The 19,146-nt window shown below is 68.7% G+C and carries 17 protein-coding genes; 9 read left to right on the top strand and 8 right to left on the bottom strand.

Annotated elements, in window-relative coordinates; genetic code table 11:
* The 4 genes from AC1DQP_RS01665 to AC1DQP_RS01650 form a co-directional block, all read right to left on the bottom strand.
* Positions 1–1,458: an efflux transporter outer membrane subunit gene (locus AC1DQP_RS01665; protein ID WP_478050998.1), complete on the bottom strand. Its 1,458-nt coding sequence runs from the start codon at positions 1,456–1,458 to the stop codon at positions 1–3.
* Positions 1,455–2,363 (bottom strand): efflux RND transporter periplasmic adaptor subunit, encoded by a 909-nt coding sequence (locus AC1DQP_RS01660; RefSeq protein ID WP_256776128.1) that lies wholly within the window; start codon positions 2,361–2,363, stop codon positions 1,455–1,457. Before AC1DQP_RS01660 ends, AC1DQP_RS01665 begins: the two co-directional genes overlap by 4 nt.
* Entirely contained in the window at positions 2,360–2,569 is a 210-nt protein-coding gene (locus tag AC1DQP_RS01655) for a DUF1656 domain-containing protein (RefSeq protein ID WP_019183984.1), read from the bottom strand. The genes AC1DQP_RS01660 and AC1DQP_RS01655 overlap by 4 nt, the downstream gene beginning before the upstream one ends.
* Before the next feature lie 84 nt (positions 2,570–2,653).
* Entirely contained in the window at positions 2,654–3,109 is a 456-nt protein-coding gene (locus AC1DQP_RS01650; protein WP_312238802.1) for a MarR family winged helix-turn-helix transcriptional regulator, read from the bottom strand.
* A 158-nt stretch (positions 3,110–3,267) separates the two neighbouring features.
* Between AC1DQP_RS01650 and folE the strand changes: the two genes are divergently transcribed.
* From folE to AC1DQP_RS01630, 4 genes are all read left to right on the top strand, one after another.
* Positions 3,268–3,870 carry a GTP cyclohydrolase I FolE gene (folE, locus tag AC1DQP_RS01645; RefSeq protein ID WP_256776130.1) on the top strand — a complete coding sequence of 201 codons (603 nt, stop codon included), beginning with the start codon at positions 3,268–3,270 and terminating at the stop codon, positions 3,868–3,870.
* A gap of 94 nt (positions 3,871–3,964) precedes the next feature.
* Positions 3,965–5,434, top strand: coding sequence for a DUF3375 domain-containing protein (locus tag AC1DQP_RS01640; RefSeq protein ID WP_478050997.1), 1,470 nt, complete (start codon positions 3,965–3,967; stop codon positions 5,432–5,434).
* Positions 5,421–6,122 (top strand): DUF4194 domain-containing protein, encoded by a 702-nt coding sequence (locus AC1DQP_RS01635; protein ID WP_457318106.1) that lies wholly within the window; start codon positions 5,421–5,423, stop codon positions 6,120–6,122. The genes AC1DQP_RS01640 and AC1DQP_RS01635 overlap by 14 nt, the downstream gene beginning before the upstream one ends.
* Before the next feature lie 19 nt (positions 6,123–6,141).
* Positions 6,142–9,513, top strand: coding sequence for an ATP-binding protein (locus AC1DQP_RS01630; RefSeq protein ID WP_478050996.1), 3,372 nt, complete (start codon positions 6,142–6,144; stop codon positions 9,511–9,513).
* Between the two features lie 189 nt (positions 9,514–9,702).
* On the opposite strand, the gene AC1DQP_RS01625 is transcribed toward AC1DQP_RS01630, so the two are convergent.
* On the bottom strand, positions 9,703–10,479 hold the full coding sequence (locus tag AC1DQP_RS01625) for a sulfite exporter TauE/SafE family protein (protein ID WP_478050995.1): 777 nt from the start codon (positions 10,477–10,479) through the stop codon (positions 9,703–9,705).
* A 196-nt stretch (positions 10,480–10,675) separates the two neighbouring features.
* On the opposite strand from AC1DQP_RS01625, the gene AC1DQP_RS01620 reads away from it, so the two are divergent.
* Positions 10,676–11,065 (top strand): YchJ family metal-binding protein, encoded by a 390-nt coding sequence (locus tag AC1DQP_RS01620; RefSeq protein WP_256776135.1) that lies wholly within the window; start codon positions 10,676–10,678, stop codon positions 11,063–11,065.
* Here AC1DQP_RS01620 and AC1DQP_RS01615 read toward each other — a convergent pair.
* Complete coding sequence (locus AC1DQP_RS01615) at positions 11,044–12,351, bottom strand: GGDEF domain-containing protein (protein ID WP_478050994.1); 1,308 nt, start codon at positions 12,349–12,351, stop codon at positions 11,044–11,046. The genes AC1DQP_RS01620 and AC1DQP_RS01615 overlap by 22 nt on opposite strands.
* 170 nt (positions 12,352–12,521) lie before the next feature.
* Between AC1DQP_RS01615 and egtB the strand changes: the two genes are divergently transcribed.
* The 4 genes from egtB (at position 12,522) to AC1DQP_RS01595 (ending at position 17,586) form a co-directional block, all read left to right on the top strand.
* A complete protein-coding gene (gene egtB / locus AC1DQP_RS01610) occupies positions 12,522–13,823 on the top strand; it encodes an ergothioneine biosynthesis protein EgtB (RefSeq protein WP_256776137.1) in 1,302 nt (433 codons plus the stop codon).
* On the top strand, positions 13,820–14,794 hold the full coding sequence (gene egtD / locus AC1DQP_RS01605; protein ID WP_457320021.1) for an L-histidine N(alpha)-methyltransferase: 975 nt from the start codon (positions 13,820–13,822) through the stop codon (positions 14,792–14,794). The genes egtB and egtD overlap by 4 nt, the downstream gene beginning before the upstream one ends.
* A 66-nt stretch (positions 14,795–14,860) precedes the next feature.
* Entirely contained in the window at positions 14,861–17,038 is a 2,178-nt protein-coding gene (locus AC1DQP_RS01600) for a lytic murein transglycosylase (protein ID WP_478050993.1), read from the top strand.
* Positions 17,035–17,586: a DUF2628 domain-containing protein gene (locus AC1DQP_RS01595; protein WP_457320017.1), complete on the top strand. Its 552-nt coding sequence runs from the start codon at positions 17,035–17,037 to the stop codon at positions 17,584–17,586. Before AC1DQP_RS01600 ends, AC1DQP_RS01595 begins: the two co-directional genes overlap by 4 nt.
* Before the next feature lie 6 nt (positions 17,587–17,592).
* Here the strand turns inward: AC1DQP_RS01595 and AC1DQP_RS01590 are convergent, their stop codons facing one another.
* Both AC1DQP_RS01590 and AC1DQP_RS01585 read right to left on the bottom strand, forming a co-directional pair.
* Entirely contained in the window at positions 17,593–18,783 is a 1,191-nt protein-coding gene (locus AC1DQP_RS01590; protein WP_457320016.1) for a benzoate/H(+) symporter BenE family transporter, read from the bottom strand.
* 153 nt (positions 18,784–18,936) lie between these two features.
* On the bottom strand, positions 18,937–19,146 hold a 210-nt coding region (locus AC1DQP_RS01585; RefSeq protein WP_478050992.1), incomplete at its 5' end, for a hypothetical protein.

Below are 19,146 nucleotides of genomic sequence, written 5' to 3'. Positions count from 1 at the left end.
TTACCTCGTCGCCTTGCCGGCGGCCACGGCGTCGGCGTTCCAGCCGCCACCCAGCGCCAGGAACAGCTGGATCTGATCACGCGATACCTGCGCCTGCGCGGCGGCCAGGGTGGCATCGGCCGAGACCAGCGTGCGGTCGGCATCCAGGCTGGCCAGGTAGGGGGTGCGGCCGCCCTGGTACAGGCGCCGGTTCTGGCTGGCGGYCAGTTCGGCCTGCTGCTGGGCGGTCTGCAGCGATTGCAGGCGTTGCAGGTCGTGCGCATAGCGGCTGAGCGCGGTCTGGGTTTCGCGCAGCGCCTGCAGCACGCTGTGGTCGAACTCGGCCAGCGCCGCGTCCGCGCCCGCCTCGGTGGCGTGGATGCGCGCATGCGTGCCCGAGGACGGCAGCGTCCAGGAGATCAGCGGGCCGATCGACCACTGCTGGGTCAACGGCTGGCCGAAATCTTCCAGCAGGCCAGCCGCACCGACCGAGGCGCCCAGGCGGATGTCCGGGTACAGCTCGGCGGTGGCCACGCCGATCCGCGCGGTGGCCGCTGCCAGCCGGCGTTCGGCCTGGCGCACGTCCGGGCGACGTTGCAGCAGTGCGCGGCCATCGCCCACCGGTAGCGGCTGGGCCAGGGTCGGCGCCTGGCTGCAGTCGCCCACGCCGTCGGGCAGCTGTCCCGGGGTGCGACCGAGCAGGGCCGCCAACTGGTATTCGGAGGCTTGGCGCTGGGCGCGCAGCGGTGGCAGCGCCGCTTCCAGCATCGCTACCTGGGCGTTGGCGCGGGCCAGCTCGGGCGGGGTGCCGCGGCCGGCGTTGATCAGCCGCTGGGTGACCTCGCGGCTGCGCTGCTGCAGCTGCAGCGAATGCTCGGCCACGTGCAGCTCATGGTTGGCATGGCAGATCTCCACGTAGCTGCCGGCGACCTGCGCCACCAGCGACACGCGGGCCAGGTCGAGGGCGGCGGCCACGCTCTGCTCGTCGGCATGCGCGGCCTCGGAAGCGCGCTTGAGCTTGCCGAACAGGTCGAACTGGTAGGACACGGCGAACTTGCCGTCGGCCAGGTTGATCGGCGGCAGTTCGTGTTCCAGCAGGAACGATTCAGCCGACAGCTGCGCACGGCTCACCCCGGCCTCGGCCTCGTACTCGAAACCACCGGCATCCAGCGCCTGCTCGTAGACGGCGGCAGCGCGGCGCAGGTTTGCATCGGCCACCTTGAGTTCCACGTTGTCGCGCAGTGCCTGCTGTACCAGGGCATTGAGGGTGTCGTCCTGGTACAGCTCCCACCAGCGCGCGGGCAGCTCGGCACCGGCGGCTACCTGTGGGTTGCCGGTGTCGATGAAGGCGGCATTGGCCTCCGGCCGCTGGAAGGCCGATCCTGCGGGCACGGTGTAATCCGGGCCCACGGTCTTGCACGCGGCCAGGGTGGTCAACGCCAGCCCCAACGCGATGCGGTGCAGGGCAGGGCGGCTCACAACGCCGCCTGTGCCGGTCGTGCCGGCGTGGCCTGGACCGTGTCCGGCACGATGGTGACCGTGGCGGTGCGCCCGGCGATCAGGTTGACCCCGGCCGGCACATGGTCGATATGGATGCGCACCGGGATGCGCTGGGCCAGCCGCACCCAGTCGAAGGCCGGGGTCACGTTCGGCAGCAGGCTGCTGCCTTCGCTGCGGTAGCGGTCCTCGATGCCGGCGGCGATGCTCTGCACATGGCCCTGCAGCGGCTGCGCCTCGCCCATCAGGCGGATATCCACCTTCTGCCCGGCGTGCACGCCGCGCAGGCGGGTTTCCTCGAAATAGCCATCAACGCGGAACGAACCGGTATCCAGCACCGCCATTACCGGCCGCCCTGCGGTGACGTAATCGCCGGCACGCACGGTGCGGTCGTTGACGTGCCCGGCGCTGGGGCTGCGCACCTCGGTACGCGCCAGATTGAGCCTGGCCAGGTCCACGGCCGCCTGCGCGGTGGCCATCGAGGCCTGCGCGGCGAGCAGCTTGGCGCGGCGTACCTCGGCATCCTCGGCGGCGACCAGGTCGGACAGGCTGCGGTCGCGCGCGATCTCGCGGCGCAGCTGGTCCAGCGTGGCGCGACGTTCGCCGAGGGCGGCCTGGGCCTGTTCCAGCGCGATCTGGTAGCGGGCGCGGTCGACCACGAACAGCACGTCGCCGCGCGCCACCGGCTGGTTGTCGGTCACCTTCACCGCCTCCACCAGCCCGGACACGTCCGGTGCCACCTGCACCACGTCGGCGCTGACGTGCGCATCGCGCGTCCACGGTTCGTCCATGTAGTACGACCACAGATGGCGCAGCACCAGCACCGCGGCGATCACCGCCACGACGGTCAGCACGACCGGGAAAGCACGCTTGAGGATCTTGTTCACGATTGCATCCAACGCATCAGGGAAAACAACCCGCCAAGCACGATCACGTACACGGCCAGGTTGAACAGGGCGGGGTGCCAGATGTGGCGGTAGGCGCCGGTGCGCTGCAGGACCACGCGCAGCCCGCTCTTGAGCAGGTACGCCAGCAGCATCAGCCCGAGCAGGGTCGGGACGAACACACCATAGAGACTGAATTCACCGTACATCGAGGCAAAGGGTTCACTGGGGGAGCGGAAAGGGGGGCGCCCGGCGTCGTGACACGGCACCGGGCGGTAAAACGGGGAAACGGCTTACGTCACGCGTTCGGCGGCATCGGCCAGCAACTGCCACAGCTTCAGCACGGTGCGCAGTTCATCCAGCGACAGCTCGCCGAACACGCCCTGGCGCAGCCCGATCAACTCCGTTTCCAGCTGGCTCACCAGGGCTTCGCCCTTGTCGGTCAGCCACAGCAGGTTGGCGCGGCGGTCGCTGGCATCGCATTCGCGGCGGACCAGGTCGCTGGCCGAGAGCTTGTCCAGCAGCCGCACCAGCGACGGACCTTCCATGCCCAGCTGCTGGGCCAGCGTCACCTGGCGGATACCCCCGCCGGCACGCCCGATCATCAGCAGCGGCATGGTGCATGCCGCTGAAATGCCGTAGCTGCCCAAGGCCTGGTCGGCCAGGCGCTGCCATTGCCGCCCTGCATAAAGCAGGCCGGAGCTGAGCTGCATCTGCAGCTGGGTGCGTTCGTCGAGGGTTCGTTTCATGGCAGATCGATAGGATACTACTAATTTCCATCCTATCAATACCCTGGCCCAACCGCAGCCCAACGCCGGCCCGCCGCCGCAGGCCCGGACACCGTGGCGGGGGACGTCCGAGGGGTCTGTCGGGTACGATGCTCGCCCCCCTTCGGGTGCTGTATGTAATGAGCAAACAAGACAACGACGCCACCCCGGTCACCCAGGCCGATGCCGAATCGGCCGTGCGCACCCTGCTGCGCTGGGCCGGTGAAGACCCCACCCGCGAAGGCCTGCTGGATACCCCGCGGCGCGTGGCCGAGGCCTACGGCGACTGGTTCAGCGGCTACCGCGACGATCCGCGCGCCTACATGGAGCGCACCTTCGAGGAAGTGGCCGGCTACGACGAACTGATCGTGCTGCGCGACATCGAGTACGAAAGCCACTGCGAACACCACATGGCGCCGATCATCGGCCGCGTGCACGTCGGCTACCTGCCGGCCGGCAAGGTCGTGGGCATCAGCAAGCTGGCCCGCGTGGTCGAGGCGTATGCACGCCGCTTCCAGGTGCAGGAAAAGATGACCGCGCAGATCGCTCAGTGCATCCAGGACGTGCTGCAGCCGGTCGGCGTGGGCGTGGTGGTGGAAGGTGCGCACGAGTGCATGACCACCCGCGGCATCCACAAGCGTGGCGTCAGCATGGTCACCTCCAAGATGCTGGGCAGCTTCCGCGAGGATGCGCGCACCCGCGCCGAGTTCCTGCGCTTCATCGAAGTGGGCGGCAAGCGCTGAACCTGCCGCGCGCCCGGCAGCGCTCCGCCGGGCCTTTCCCCTTCCCGCTGCGCGGCGTCCGGCCGCGCGGTGTTTTTCCGGATGTCCTGGCTGCATGAAGCACCACGAACGCATCACCCGTTACCGCACCCTGCGCGAGCAACCCCAGTGGAAGCTGCTGGCGGCCGCCAACGCCCCGGAAATCATCGGCCTGCTGCAGGGCCTGTTGATGGATGGCGAGCGGACGCTGCCGGCCGCGGCCCTGCATGAACGCCTGCAGCGCGCGCTGGACCAGCTCAACGGCGAGGAACTCTCGCGTGAGTTGCCGCGTACCGCCCAGGCCTACATCGCCCACTGGCTGGCGCAGGGCTGGCTGGAGCGGCGCCTGCCCGAGGGGGCCGACCAGGAGCAGTACGAGCTGTCCACCCAGGCCCTGCAGGCGATCCGCTTCGCCGACAGCCTGGAGCAGACCCGCGTGGCGGCCACCGAAAGCCGGCTGGCGCTGGTGATCGAACAGCTCTCGCAACTGGCCGCGCAGACCGAGTCCAACCCGGATGCGCGCCTGTCGGCGCTGCGCGACGAACGCGACCGCATCGACGCGGAGATCGCGCGGGTCGGCCAGGGCCGCGTGGTGGCGCTGGATGGCAAGCGCGCGCTGGAACGCGCGCGGCAGATCATCGGCCTGGCCGATGACCTCACCGAAGACTTCCGCCGTGTCCGCGACGATTTCGAGCGCCTCAACCGCGAGTTCCGCGAACGCAYCATCGACGATGAAAGCGAACGCGGCGAGGTGCTCTCCCGGTTGTTTGAGGGCGTGGACGTGATCGGTGACAGCGACGCCGGGCGCAGCTTCCAGGCCTTCTGGCGGCTGCTCAACGATGCCGAGCAGAGCGCCCAGCTCGACGCCGCGCTGGAAGCGGTGCTGGCACGCGGCTTCGCCCGCAAGCTCGACMGCGACGAGCGCGCCTTCCTGCGCGGCTTCACCGGCACCATGCTCGACCGCGGTGGCCAGGTCCACGACGTGCTGCAGCACTTCGCGCGCAGCCTGCGCGGGTTCGTGCAGAGCCGTGGCTACCTGGAACAGCGCCGGCTCAACCAGCTGCTCAAACAGGCCCAGTCCGAAGCGCTGGCACTGCGCGATGATTTTTCCGCCCAGCGCCCGATCGGCCGCGACCTCCAGCTCACCACCAGCCGCCTGCGCTCGTGGTCGCAATGGAAGCTGCACGATCCGCGCAGCGCACAGGTGGATGGCAGCGTGCAGCGCAACGATGCGGCCAGCATCAGCCTGGAAAGCGTCGGCGACCTGGTCGCGTCCTCGGAAATCGACTTCCGCACCCTGCGCCGGGACCTGCACGAACTGCTCGGCGTGCAACCGAAATTGAGCATCGCCCAGGCCCTGTCGCAGCGCGAAGCGCCGCAGGGACTGGGCAGCGTGATCGGCTACCTGTCGCTGGGCACCCGCCACGGCGTGGTGGTCGACGGCGAACAGGAAACCGCCCATTGGCGTGGCGGCGATGGGCAGTGGCGACGCGCCCGCATCCCGCTGGTTTGGTTCACCCAGGAGAAACGCCATGAACTGGCATGAAGATTCCCACGATGCCGCCCCGATCGACGGGCCGGCAGACGACCAGGACGCAGAGCCGGTCGTGATCACGCCGCCGCCGCGTCGCAACAACGACGTGTTCTACATGGGCGATACCGGGCGCCTGCCGCTGGATGGGCGCCGCGCGCTGTGCCAGCTGTTGATCGGCCCCAGCATCGACCAGCTGCGCCACGCCAAGCTGTGGCCGGCATTGATCCGCAGCGAAGCGGCCATCCGCTCGGCGCTGGCGGACCTGTTCCTGGAGCTGGTGCTCGACCGCGACAGCGGCGTGGCCTTCACCCGCCAGGCCGATACCGAAGACATCGACGCGCCGGTGCTGCTGCGCACCTCGCCGCTGACCTTCATCGACTCGGTGCTGCTGCTGTACCTGCGCCAGCAACTGGCCGAGGCCGATGCACGCGGCAACCGCGCCGTGGTGGCCGACACCGAGATGGCCGAAGCACTGGCCATCTACGAGAAAAACCTCTCCACCGACCGCGCGGGCTTCAATCGCCGTGTCGCCGCGGCCGTGCAGAAGATGAAAGAGAACCACATCCTGACCCGCCTGGCCGGCCAGGACGACCGACACGAAGTGTCGCCGGCGCTGAAGCTGCTGTTCTCCGCCGAAGATGTCTCCGCGCTGTCGTCGGTGTACCGCCAGCTGCGCGAAACCCCTGCTGCAAAAGCCTGAACGGACCGACCGACAACGCATGGCCATCTCCAAGCACACCCCCGCCCTGTTCACCGAAGGGCTGCCGGACCCGCGGCTGCAGCAGTTCCGCATGCGCCGCCTGCAGGTGCACAACTGGGGCACGTTCAACGGCCTGACCGAGGTGCCGATCGCCGAGCGGGGGTTCCTGTTCGTGGGCCGCTCCGGCTCGGGCAAGTCGACCCTGCTCGACGCCATGTCGGCGATGCTGGTGCCGCCCTCGATCGTCGACTTCAACGCCGCCGCGCGTGAGGCCGAACGCAGTGGCCGCGACCGCAACCTGGTCTCCTACGTGCGTGGCGCGTGGGCCGACCAGCAGGACCGTGGCACCGGCGAAATCGCCACCCAGTACCTGCGCAAGGGCGCTACCTGGACCGCGCTGGTGCTGGAATACCGGGCCGGCGACGGTCGCGTGGTCAGCCTGGTGCGCCTGTTCTGGATCGCCGGCAATGGCGCGGCCGCTGCCGACGTGCGCAAGCATTACCTGATCGCCGAGCGTCCCTTCGATATCGCCAAGGACCTCGGCGGTTTCGACCTGGACCTGCGCAAGCTCAAGCAGCGCCTGGGCGATGTCCACCACTTCGACAGCTTCGTCGGCTACGCCGAGCGCTTCCGCCACCTGCTGGGCATCGACAATGAAATGGCGCTGCGCCTGCTGCACAAGACGCAGTCGGCCAAGAACCTGGGCGACCTGAACGTCTTCCTGCGCGACTTCATGCTCGATACGCCAAAGACCTTCGATGCCGCCGAACGCCTGGTCAGCGACTTCGCCGAGCTGGACGGCGCGCACAAGTCGGTGGTCACCGCGCGGCGCCAGGTCGAAACCCTGTTGCCCGCGCGTGCGCTGCACGCCGAGCTGAAGGCGATGAACCTGCAGCGCGCGGACGAGGAAACCCTGAAGCTCGGGCTGGACAGCTTCCGCGAATCACGCCTGCAACTGCTGCTGGACAAGCGGCTGCAGGAAATCGACGTGCGCCACCGCGGTCTGCTCGGCGAGGAGACCCAGCGTCGCCAGACGCTGGCCAACCATGAAGAGCACGTGGCCGAGCTGGAACTGCAGCGACGCCAGCAGGGCGGCGAGCGCATCGAGGAGCTGGAACGCGAACAAGGGCGTGCCCAGGCCGAGCGCGACCGACGCCAGGCAAAGCGCGATCAGGCCAGCCAGGCCGCGGCCAAACTGCAGGACGCATTGCCCGATGACGCGCACGGGTTCGCGCAGCTGATCAGCCGCGCGCAGGGCGAGCTGGACAACCGCCAGCAGGCGGCTGCCGCGCTGGACGATGCCATCACCGAGCGGTTGTCCGGCAAACAGGACGACACGCGCCGCTTCGGCGATGTCCGCGCGGAACTGGAGGCGATGGAGCGCAACCCGTCGAGCATTCCCGCGCCGCTGCAGAAGCTGCGCAGCCGCCTGGCCGAGGAAACCGGTGTTCCCGAAGCAGCACTGCCGTTCGTGGGCGAGCTGATCCAGGTCCGCCAGGAAGAGGGCGCCTGGCAGGGCGCGATCGAGCGCGTGCTGTTCGGGTTCGCGYAGTCGCTGCTGGTGGAAGACAAGCACTACAACGAAGTCAACGCGTGGGTGAACCGCACCCACATCGGCATGCGGCTCACCTACTACCGCGTGCGTCGCAATGACGATGCCATTGCCCGTGAGCCCTCCAAGCGTTCGTTGCTGCACAAACTGGAATTCCGCGACAGCGTGTTCGAGCCGTGGCTGCGCCGCGAGCTCGGCAAGCGCTACGACTACGAGTGCGTCGAGGCAAAGCAGCTGCGCGATGTCGAACGCGGCATCTCGCGCGAAGGCCAGGTCAAGCACCCGGGCGATCGCTTCGAGAAAGACGACCGCAACGCGATCGGTGATCGTCGCCGCTGGCTGCTCGGCTTCAGCAACAGCGACAAGCTGGCGCTGTTCCGCAAGGAAGCCCAGGAGCTGGCGCAACGCATCGCCGAATGCGACGAAGATGTCGCACGGCTGCGCAGCCAGCGCGATCGCGACAACGAGCGGCGCCTGGCCTGCAACCAGCTGGTCAATTTCAGCTGGGAGGAAGTGGATGTCGCCACGGCCGTCCAGCGCCTGCAGGACATCGAATCGTCGCTGCACGAGCTGAAGGAAGGCAACGCCGACCTGGCCCGCCTGGCGCAGCAGATCGACCAGGCGCGCGCGGATATCGCGCAGGCCCGCCGGACCTACGAAGACACCCGCGTCGAGCTCGCGCACCACGCACGCGAACGCGACAAGCTCGATGCCCAGCGCCAGCGCAGCCGCGCCCTGGTACTACCTGCCCTCGGTGCCACCCAGGAAGCCGGGCTGCAGTCGCGCCTTGAGCGCCTGGGCGGCCTCAGCCTGGAAACGCTGGAAGCGCACATGCGCGAGATCAGCAAGGGCATCAACGAAAGCCTCGCCGCCTCGCAGCAGGACGTGCACCGCGTCGAGACGCAGCTGGTGGCCTGCTTCCGGCGCTTCGCGCAGGCGTGGCCGGAAGAGTCCGGCGATTTCACCGCGTCCGTCGCCTCGGCCGAGGACTACCTTGCCCGCCTGCAGCGGCTGGAACGCGATGGCCTGCCGCAGCACGAAGAACGCTTCTTCGACCTGCTGCAAAACCAGAGCAAGAACAACCTGCTGGCCCTGCAACGGCACAGCGCCGAGGCACGCAAGTCGATCGGCCAGCGCCTGGACGAGGTCAACGCCTCGCTGGAGCAGGTGCCGTTCAACCGCGGCACCCTGTTGACCATCGAGCTCAGCGACCGGCGCCTGCCGGAGGTGCTGGAGTTCCACCAGCAGTTGCGCGACGTGCTGTCGCACCATCAGACCGAAGAGCGCGAGGTGGCCGAGGCGCAGTTTGCCGTGCTGCGCGAGCTGGTCAAACGCCTTGGCTCACAGGAAGGCGAGGACCGCCGTTGGCGCGAAAACGTGCTCGACGTGCGCCTGCATGTGGAGTTCATCGGCGTCGAGCTCGACGCCGCTACCCGCCAGCAGGTGGAGATCTACCGCAGCGGCGCCGGCAAGTCCGGTGGCCAGCGGCAGAAGCTGGCCACCACCTGCCTGGCTGCAGCGCTGCGCTACCAGCTCGGCGGCGCCGAAAGCCAGCTGCCCAGCTACGCCGCCGTCGTGCTCGACGAAGCGTTCGACAAGGCCGACAACGAGTTCACCGCCCTGGCGATGAACATCTTCGAGAACTTCGGCTTCCAGATGGTTGTGGCCACGCCGCTGAAGTCGGTGATGACGCTCGAACCGTTCATCGGTGGTGCCTGCTTCGTCGAAATCAGCGGCCGCCACGACTCCGGCGTGCTGCTGATCGAGTACGACGAAGAGGCCAAGCGGCTCAAGCTGCCGGAGCGCAGCCGCCAGCAGGACGCCGAACCGGTCGCCTGACCGGTCGGCAATCCCCACACCCACAACGGCAWTTCCCGCGCCGGCAACGGAAAYCCCGCACCCACAACGGAAATCCCGCRCCGGCAACGGAAATCCCGCACCGGCAACGGAAATCCCGCACCCACGTAGAGCCGACCGTTGGTCGGCTGCTCCACCATCACCGGTCGCCGCAGCGCCCCGCTCTACGCGTTATCCGCCGAACGTATCCCAGCCCATCCGCGCGATCAGCACCACCACCAGACCGACGAACAATTTGCGGATGAACGGCGTACCGCCGCGCAGCGCCAGCCGCGTGCCCACCACCGAGCCGACGATGTTGGCGGCGGCCATCGGCAGCGCGAACAGCCACAGGATGTTGCCGGTCGGCACGAAGAAGGAAATGGCAGCGACATTCGTGGCCAGGTTCACCACCTTCGAGGCGGCCGAGGCACGCAGGAAGTCCAGCCCGAAGAAGCGCACGAACAGGAAGATCAGAAAGCTGCCCGTGCCCGGCCCGAAGAATCCGTCGTAGAAGCCGATCACCGCGCCGATGCCCAGCGCCATGGCCAGCTCCCGGCGCCCGATCTCGCGCGGCCGGTGCAACGCGCCGAAATCCTTCTTCCACAGCGTGTAGCCGAGCATCGCCACCAGCAGCACCAGCACCAGCGGGCGCACCGCGTCTTTGGGCAGCAGGCTGACCGCCGTGGCCCCGGCGAAGGAAAACACGAAGGCGGTGCCCGCCGCGAACAGCACCGGTCGCCACGGGAAGCGCACGTTGCGCGCGTAGCGGAACGCGGCCGCCGCCGTGCCGAACATCGAACTGAACTTGTTGGTGCCAAACAGCATCGCCGGGATGTGCTGCGGCAGCACCGTGAACAGGCCGGGCAACTGCACCAGCCCGCCGCCACCCACGGCCGCATCGACCAGGCCGGCGATGAAGGCGATCGCCACCAACCACAACAGCTCAGGGGGAACCAGCTCGAGCACGGCAGCAACTTCGCGACACAAGGCGCGCAAGCATACGCCCGGACCCCCACACCGGGTAGAGCCGACCGTGGGTCGGCTGCCCTGCGCCACCGCACACACGTACCGACCAACGCTCGGTACCTACGGCGCATCCAGCACGCCCATACCCACGGTCCGCACCCACGGCGGACCCAAGCAAACGCGCGACAATAGCCCCATGAGCACACCCGACCCCTGTCCCTGCGGCCGCCCACTGGCCTACACCGCCTGCTGCGGCCTCTACCACGCCGGCGCGAACGCACCCGACGCCGAAGCCCTGATGCGCTCGCGCTACAGCGCCTACGTCAAGCAGCTGCCGGACTACCTGCTGGCCAGCTGGCATCCGTCCACGCGCCCGCAGGAATTATCGTTGGACGAAGCCCCCGGCCAGCGCACCCGCTGGTTGGGACTGACAATCCACACGCACACCACCACCGACCCGGACCACGCCCAGGTCAACTTCACCGCCCGTTACAAGGTCGGCGGCGGTAGCGCGGTCAAGATGCTCGAACACAGCCGCTTCGTCCGCGAAGACGGCCGCTGGTTCTATCTCGACGCGCTGCCCTGAGCCGGCTCGCGGCTGCGCACCGCCACCGGCCGCTGCTGGCCGTGGGCGCGCACGCAGTTGCGCCCGGCATCCTTGGCCGCGTACAGCGCCTGGTCGGCGGCTTTGATCACCGCCTGCGTCCCGTCGCCCACGCGGCTGTCGGCCATGCCGATGCTGACCGTCACCTGCACCACCGTGCCGTCGCCACCGCGGCCGCGCTGCAGCCGGCCCACCGCGTCGTCCTGCACGCGCGCCGCACGATCGCGCAGCTGCAGGCGCGTGGCTTCCACCATCGCCCGTACCGCTTCCACCGCCTCCACGCACGCCGGGGCAGGGCGGTCCAGGAACACCAGCGCGAACTCCTCGCCGCCATAACGGAACGCGCGTCCGCCGCCGCCCACCTCGGCCAGGCGCGCGGCCACCAGCTTGAGCACGTCGTCGCCGTTGTCATGGCCGTGGGTATCGTTGAAGCGCTTGAAGTGGTCCACATCCACCATCGCGATCGTGTACGTGGCCCCCACCCGTTGCAGGCACTCGTTCAACGCGCGCCGACCGGGCAGGCCGGTCAGTTCGTCGCGGTAGGCCATATGGAAAGATTCCTGCAGCATCGCCGACACGATCAGCAGCAGCGCGGTGCTGGCCAGCGCCGGCAGCAGCGCTGGCGACAGGAACACCCGCGGCAACATCGTCCACACCACCAGCAGCGCGACCAGCATCGCCGTATGCAGGGGCCGCGGCTGGCGCAGCGCCTGCACTGCCAGCCCGATCATCGCCGCCACGAACAGCAGCGTCGGCACCTGCGCCAACCGGCTCCAGCCGCTCGGCAGCCACGGCCAATGCTGGTCCGAGAGCAGGTCGTGCATCCCCTGCGGCCCCTGTGCGGCCAGCAGCGCGAATACACCGATCGCCGCACCGCTGACCACCCCGCGCAGCAGCAGATCCTGGCGCAGTCGGCCGCGCTCGGGCCACAGCCCATGCAGCGCGAACAGCAGCGGCAGCCACAGCGAGACCGAATGGAACAACAACGGGGTCAGCGCGGTAACCGCGCCGGTATTGAGGAAACTGCCCACCAGCCCATGCAGGATCGCGAACGCCAGCGCGATCACCAGCAGCAGGCACACCGCGCGCACCCGGTTGTAGATCAGGCCCAGGCCGATGCCCAGACAGGTCAGTACCAGCGGCAGGATGCGATGCACCGGGCTGCCGACCTCGTCGGCCGGCGTGGCCGACCACAATCCCAGCCCCACCAGCACGGCGGGCAGCAGGAACAGATAGTGACCGGGCTGGCGTAGCAGGTGATTCCGCAAGACGGTTCCACAAAAGCGGGCCGGCGCGCCCTGGCCGCACGTGCAGACCGGGACCACGCAGGCGAGGTGTCTTTCCGATAGCGGCCACTGCGTATTCAACTTGAGTGCGTAACATCGCGTGAGCCTTGCCATGACGTCCTGCTCACCACCGCTGGTCGATCCTGACCGCGATGAATACCGCCGTCGCCTCACCACCGCCCGTCGCCCCATCGCCCGCCGCCGCACTGGCCGTCCGTTATGCCGGCATCCGCGCGCGGAGCATCGCGCTGGCCGCCCCGCTCAGCGCCGAAGATGCGATGGTGCAGAGCATGCCCGACGCCAGCCCGGCCAAATGGCACCTGGCCCACACCACCTGGTTCTTCGAACGCTTCGTGCTGGCCAGCCAGCCTGGCCATCAACCGTTCAACGCAGACTGGCACTACCTGTTCAACAGCTACTACCAGAGCATCGGCCCGGCCCATGCGCGCCCGCAGCGCGGCCTGCTCTCGCGGCCGTCGCTGGAGGAAGTACTGCAGTACCGGGCCCGCGTCGATCAGCAGGTGATCACTCTGCTGCAGGCCGGTGCGCTCGATGCGCAGGCCAGCCATCAGCTGCAGCTCGGCCTGCACCACGAACAGCAGCACCAGGAGCTGCTGCTCACCGACATCAAGCACGCGCTGTGGTGCAATCCGCTGCAGCCGGCCTACCGCGATGATCTGAGCCGCAGCGACGCCATCGCCGTGCCGCTGCGCTGGCAGCGCAGCCCCGAACAGATCGTGGAGATCGGTGCTCCCGCCTGGCCGGCGCACGCGGACTTCGCCTACGACAACGAATCGCCCGTGCATCGCGTGCTCGTCCCGGCCCATGGCTTGGCCAATCGACCGGTCAGCAACGCCGAGTACCGCCAGTTCATCCAGGCCGGCGGTTACCGCGAGGTCGGGCTGTGGATGAGCGAAGGCTGGGCGCTGTGCCAGGCTGAACAGTGGCAGCACCCGCTGTACTGGGATGACGCACTCGAGCGCGAGTTCACCCTCGGCGGCTGGCGGGCGTTGGACCTGCATGCGCCGGTATCCCACATCAGCTATTTCGAAGCCGACGCCTTTGCCCGCTGGCAGGGCGCACGCCTACCCACCGAGTTCGAATGGGAAGCCGCCGCCGCCGGTCACGCGCCGACGGGCCATTTCGCCGACGCTGACCGCCTCCACCCTGCCGGCATCGCCCCAGACGGGCAGGGCGACGATGACGCCCTCCTGCAGTTGTTCGGCGATGTCTGGGAATGGACCAGCAGCGCCTACGGCGCCTATCCGGGCTTTCGCCCCTTCGCCGGCAACCTCGGCGAGTACAACGGTAAATTCATGAACGGCCAATGGATCCTGCGCGGCGGCAGCTGCGCCACCCCGGACGGGCACGTCCGCGCCAGCTACCGCAACTTCTTCGCGCCCTCCGCACGCTGGCAGTTCGCCGGCGTGCGCCTGGCAAGGGACCTGGCGTGAGTACGGTCAGCGACGCGCTCGAGGCGCTCACCGACCTGCAGCCGGATCGCGCCCGCATCACCGCCGACATCCTGCACGGCCTGTCCGCCACGCCACGCCAGCTGCCGTCCAAGTATTTCTACGACGCGCGCGGTTCGGCTCTGTTCGAGCAGATCACCCACCAGCCCGAGTACTACCCCACCCGCACCGAGCTGCAGCTGCTGCAGGATTGCGCCGCCGCCATCGCCAAGGTGGTCGGCCCACGCCTGCACGTGGTCGAGCTTGGCAGCGGCAGTGGTCGCAAGACCGAGTTGCTGCTGCACGCGCTGGCCGATCCGGTCGCCTACACCCCCATCGAGATCTCGCGCGCGGCGCTGCTGGCCAGCATCGCGCGGCTGGCGCAGGCCCTGCCGGACATCGAGATGCTCCCGGTCTGCGCAGACTTCACTCACCCGGTGCAGGTGCCCGAGCCGCAACGCGAACCCGCGCGACGGTTGTTGTTCTTCCCCGGCTCCACGCTGGGCAACTTCGACCACGCCGACGCGGTCGCCTTGCTGCAGGCGATGCGCCAGACGATGGGGCGCGATGGCATGGCCCTGATCGGCATCGACCTGCACAAGGACCCGGCGCTGATCGAAGCGGCCTACAACGATGCCGCTGGCGTCACCGCCGAGTTCACTCTGAATCTGCTGCGTCGGCTCAACCGCGAGATCGGCAGCGACTTCGACCTGGATGGTTTCCAGCACCGGGCGCGCTACAGCGTGGCGCGCCTGCGCATCGAAACCGAACTGGTCAGCACCCGCGCCCAGCGCGTGCATGTAGCCGGGCACCCCTTCGATTTTGCCGAAGGCGAAGCGATGACCGTCGAATACAGCCACAAGTACACCGACGTCTCGTTCGCGTCATTGGTCGCCGAGGCAGGTCTTCGCGTCACTGCGCAATGGAATGCCGCCGCGCCGGCGTTCGGCCTGCGCCTGCTGCAACCGGCCTGAAGCGCCGGTTTGATCGGCGCCAGCCCGCTATGATGCAGGTCCACTTGGCTGCAAGGATTCCCGCCAATGAGGCTTCTCCCCGGCTGGCTGCTCGGCGCACTGTGCCTGGCCAGCGCCCCGGTCGCCGCCGCGCCACAGGATGATTTCGACCGCTGCCTGGCCACCCTGCAACCGCAGGCGCTCAAGCAGGGCATCCGTGCCGCCGGCTTTACCCGCTTCACCGCCGGGCTCACCCCGGACCTGAGCGTGCTGCCGCTGCTGGACGCGCAACCGGAGTTCACCACGCCGCTGTGGGATTACCTGGCCGCGCTGGTGGACAGCCAGCGGGTGGACGACGGCCGCGCGCGTCTGGTCGAGCATCGCGATCTGTTGAACCGGGTATCGGCCCAGTACGGCGTCGATCCGGCCACGATCGTCGCGGTCTGGGGCGTGGAGAGCGATTACGGCCGCGTGTTCGGCAAGCGTCCGCTGCTGCAGTCGCTGGCGACGCTGTCGTGCAACGGCCGCCGCCAGCCCTTCTTCCGCGGCGAACTGCTGGCCCTGCTCAAGCTGCTCGATGCCGGGGACCTGCAGGCCGACGGCCTCACCGGTTCCTGGGCCGGCGCCTTCGGGCACACCCAGTTCATGCCCTCCACCTATGCGCGCATCGCCGTGGATGGCGATGGCGACGGTCGCCGCGACCTCGTCGCCAGCATTCCCGATGCCCTGGCCTCCACCGCCAACTACCTGGCCAAAGCGGGCTGGCGCAGCGGCCAGCCGTGGGGAATCGAGGTCACGTTGCCGGCGGGCTTCAACCCGTCGCTGGCCGGGCGCACCCAGCGCAAGCCGCTCGGCGACTGGCGTGCATTGGGCATCGTCCCGGTCGGCGGTGGCGCGCTCGCCCCTGCCGGCCTGCCCGCCGACAGCAACGCCGCCCTGCTGCTGCCCACCGGCGCCAAGGGCCCGGCGTGGCTGGTGTTCCGCAACTACGACGCGATCTACGCCTACAACGCCGCCGAAAGTTATGCGCTGGCCATCGCCACCCTGGCCGACCGCCTGCGCGGCGGCAGCGGCACGGTGGCGGCCTGGCCCACCGACGATCCCGGCATCGGCCGCCGCGAGCGCCGTGAGCTGCAGACCCTGCTGCTCGCCCGCGGGCATGACATCGGCGCCGCCGACGGCATGGTCGGCACCGCCACCCGCCGCGCCATCGAGGTCGAGCAGCAGCGCCTGGGCTGGACCACCACCGACGGCCGCGCCGGTCAACGCATCCTCACCGCCCTGCGCAGCGCCCCTCCCATCAAGACCCCGCCGACCGCCATGCCTGCATCCACCGTGTTTACCCTGCCGCCTAACCACGCCCGCCTCATGCAGTCCCCGGCCGGCCCCGGCGCGGCCCTGCCCAAGGTCGAAGGTCTGAGCCTGGGCAAGGTGCAGGGCTTCGATGCCTGGAAGGTGGAGACCCCGTTCGCGACCGCCGCCATCGCGGTGTTCGGCGGGCAGCTGCTGTCCTATATCCCCAAGGGCGGCCAGGACGTGCTGTGGCTGTCGCCCAGCGCGCAGGCGCTGCCCACACCCATCCGTGGTGGCAGCCCGGTGTGCTGGCCGTTCTTCGGCCGCCAGGGGCAGGGCAGCGACGTGCCCTCGCACGGCTTCGTGCGCACCCTGCCGTGGACCCTGAAGGACGCGCGGCGCGAGGCCGATGGCACGCTCGTGCTCTCGCTCGCCCCGCCCACGCTGGACAACCTGGCCCTGCGCCTGCACATGGAGCTGCGCATCGGCCGCACCCTGGAACAGCGCCTGGTCACCGAGAACACCAGCGCCCAGACGGTCCGCTTCACCCAGGCCCTGCATAACTACTTCAAGGTGGGCGACGCCACCGGCGTGGACGTGCAGGGGCTCGACGGCCTCACCTACCTGGACAAGTTCGAGGACTACGCCACCCCGCGCGTCCAACAGGGCGACTGGAACCTGCGCGACCCGCGCGACCCGGGCCGCAGCGATCGCATCTATACCCAGGCCGGTGGCCGTTATGTCCTCAAGGACCCCACCCTGAAGCGGCGCATCGAGATCACCACCCAGGGCAGCCGCTCGCTGGTGGCCTGGAACCCGGGCGAAGCCGGCGCGGCCAAGATGGCCGACGTCGGTAGCGGCTGGCGCAACTATGTCTGCCTGGAAGCGGCCAACGCCGGCCCGGATGTGGTGACCCTCGCGCCGGGGGGGCGCCACGTGCTGCAGCAGACGTTCTCGGTGCTGCCGTTGTGAGTGCCAGCCCCCACGACCCGTATGCCGCGCCTGCGGCCGCGGTCATCGAGGCGGAAATCGACCTGGCCATCGAGCGTGCGGCCGGCGTCCACGACCGGCACCGGCAACTGGCCAGGGCGGTCGGCGACAATTTCGGGGTGTATGCCCGCCGCTGGCATCTGGATGCCCCAACCGGTCGATGGCCGCGCCCTTGGCACTGGCCGGCCTTCCTGTTCGACTTCTTCTGGCTGTTGTATCGGCGCCTCTACCTGGCGGCCGCGCTGATGCTGGTGCTGGAATTCGGCGTCGGGGCCGCCGTGGCGTTCAGCTGGATCGGTGAGAACGGCAGCCTGGTCCTGCTGGTCGGTACGAAAGTGCTGCTCGGGCTGTCCGCCAACGCGGTGTACCTGTGGCACTGCCGGCGTCTGGTGGCCCGCACCGAGGCCCGCTACCGCGATCAACCGGCACGCATCGCTGCCGAACTCGACCGCCGTGGCGGCGTGAGCAAGGTGGCTCTGGGGCTGGGGTTCGTTCTGTATGTCCTGATTCGGGTGTTGGCCGGCGAGTGACCCGACTCAGCCGGCAGGCGTGCGCGGTCGCAGCACCAGCAGGCAGATACCTCCGGCCACCAGTCCCCAGAAGGCCGAACCGATCCCGGCCAGCGACACCCCCGAGGCGGTGACCAGGAACGTCACCAGCGCCGCCTCGCGGTCGGCCTCCTCGCGCAACGCCATCGACAGGCTGTTGGCGATCGTGCCGAACAGGGCAATACCGGCCACGCAGGCCACCAGTTCCCTGGGGAAGGCGGCGAACACCGCCGCCACCGTCGCCCCGAACAGGCCCACCACGATATAGAAGCCACCGGCGGCCACCGCTGCGGTGTAACGCCGCGCCGGGTCCTCGTGCGCCTCCCGTCCCATGCAGATCGCCGCGGTGATCGCCGCCAGGTTCAACCCGAAAGCGCCGAACGGCGCCAGCAGCGTATTGGCCACCCCGATCCAGCCGATCACCGGCGAGATCGGCGTGTCGTAGCCCGAGGCACGGATCACCGCCACGCCGGGGATGTTCTGCGAGGCCATGGTCACCACGAACAAGGGCAGGGCAACGCCGATCACTGCCGACCACGACAGCGTCGGCCAGGTGAACACCGGCGTGGCCAGCTCCAGCCGCACCGTCTCCATGTGCAGCAGTCCCTGAGAAGCCGCCACCGCTACACCCACCAGCAAGGTGGCGATCACCGCATAGCGTGGGAACAGGCGCCGACCGACCAGCCAGGTGACGAACATCGCCACTGCCATCCCCAACTGCGTCTGCATGGAGACGAACACCTCCAGCCCGAAGCGCAGCAGCACACCGGCCAGCATCCCGGCGGCCAGTGCCATCGGCACTCGCCGCATCACGCGCGCGAAGATCCCCGAGAAGCCGGCGATCATCCCCAGCACCGCGGCAAGCACGAACGCACCGATCGCATCGCTGTAGCCCACTGCACCGGCGCCCACTACCAGCATCGCTGCACCCGGGGTGGACCAGGCCGTCACCACGGGCACGCGGTAGCGCAGCGACAGTCCGATACACGTGATGCCCATGCCCAATCCCAACGCCCACATCCACGAGGCGATCTGCGCCTGCGTTGCACCGACTGCGCGGGCGGCCTGGAACACGATCACCGCCGAACTGGCGAAGCCGACCAACACGGTAATGAAGCCGGCCATCAGCGCGGGCAACGACACATCGCGCAACAACGAACGCTTGGGGAGGGCAGACATCGCATGCATTCCTGACGACAAGAGATGCATTGTTAGCAAGGCCGCGGCAGCACGCGCAACGCGCGTGCTGCCGCACGTGATGTCGAGCAGCACGCAACGATGACGCTGCGATGAAAAAGATCGAAAAAAGCCTTGACGAATTTTCAGAAGTCTTTAGTATTCGCTCCCTCGCTGTGACGCGGCCTTCACCCCGGTGAACACCACGACAAAGCGGCGGCAACATCCCTCGAAAGAAGGTGTTGACGCAAACGAAAAGCCTGACATAATACGCGGCTCGCAACGACGAAAGCCTCTCGGGGCAAACGACAAAGCGGCATCGGCAACAACGTCCACTTCGGTGTGACGGCCTTGAAAAAAGGTGTT

This window comes from Stenotrophomonas sp. P5_A8, from assembly GCF_056400545.1.
This window is presented reverse-complemented; position numbering and strand designations above follow the sequence as displayed.

Excerpts from the sequence above, each read along its gene's own strand:
- AC1DQP_RS01655 (WP_019183984.1), bottom strand. The coding sequence starts at position 2,569 with ATGTACGGTGAATTCAGTCTCTATGGTGTGTTCGTCCCGACCCTGCTC.
- AC1DQP_RS01650 (WP_312238802.1), bottom strand. The coding sequence starts at position 3,109 with ATGAAACGAACCCTCGACGAACGCACCCAGCTGCAGATGCAGCTCAGC.
- folE (WP_256776130.1), top strand. The coding sequence starts at position 3,268 with ATGAGCAAACAAGACAACGACGCCACCCCGGTCACCCAGGCCGATGCC.
- AC1DQP_RS01635 (WP_457318106.1), top strand. The coding sequence starts at position 5,421 with ATGAACTGGCATGAAGATTCCCACGATGCCGCCCCGATCGACGGGCCG.
- AC1DQP_RS01620 (WP_256776135.1), top strand. The coding sequence starts at position 10,676 with ATGAGCACACCCGACCCCTGTCCCTGCGGCCGCCCACTGGCCTACACC.
- egtB (WP_256776137.1), top strand. The coding sequence starts at position 12,522 with ATGAATACCGCCGTCGCCTCACCACCGCCCGTCGCCCCATCGCCCGCC.
- AC1DQP_RS01600 (WP_478050993.1), top strand. The coding sequence starts at position 14,861 with ATGAGGCTTCTCCCCGGCTGGCTGCTCGGCGCACTGTGCCTGGCCAGC.
- AC1DQP_RS01590 (WP_457320016.1), bottom strand. The coding sequence starts at position 18,783 with ATGTCTGCCCTCCCCAAGCGTTCGTTGTTGCGCGATGTGTCGTTGCCC.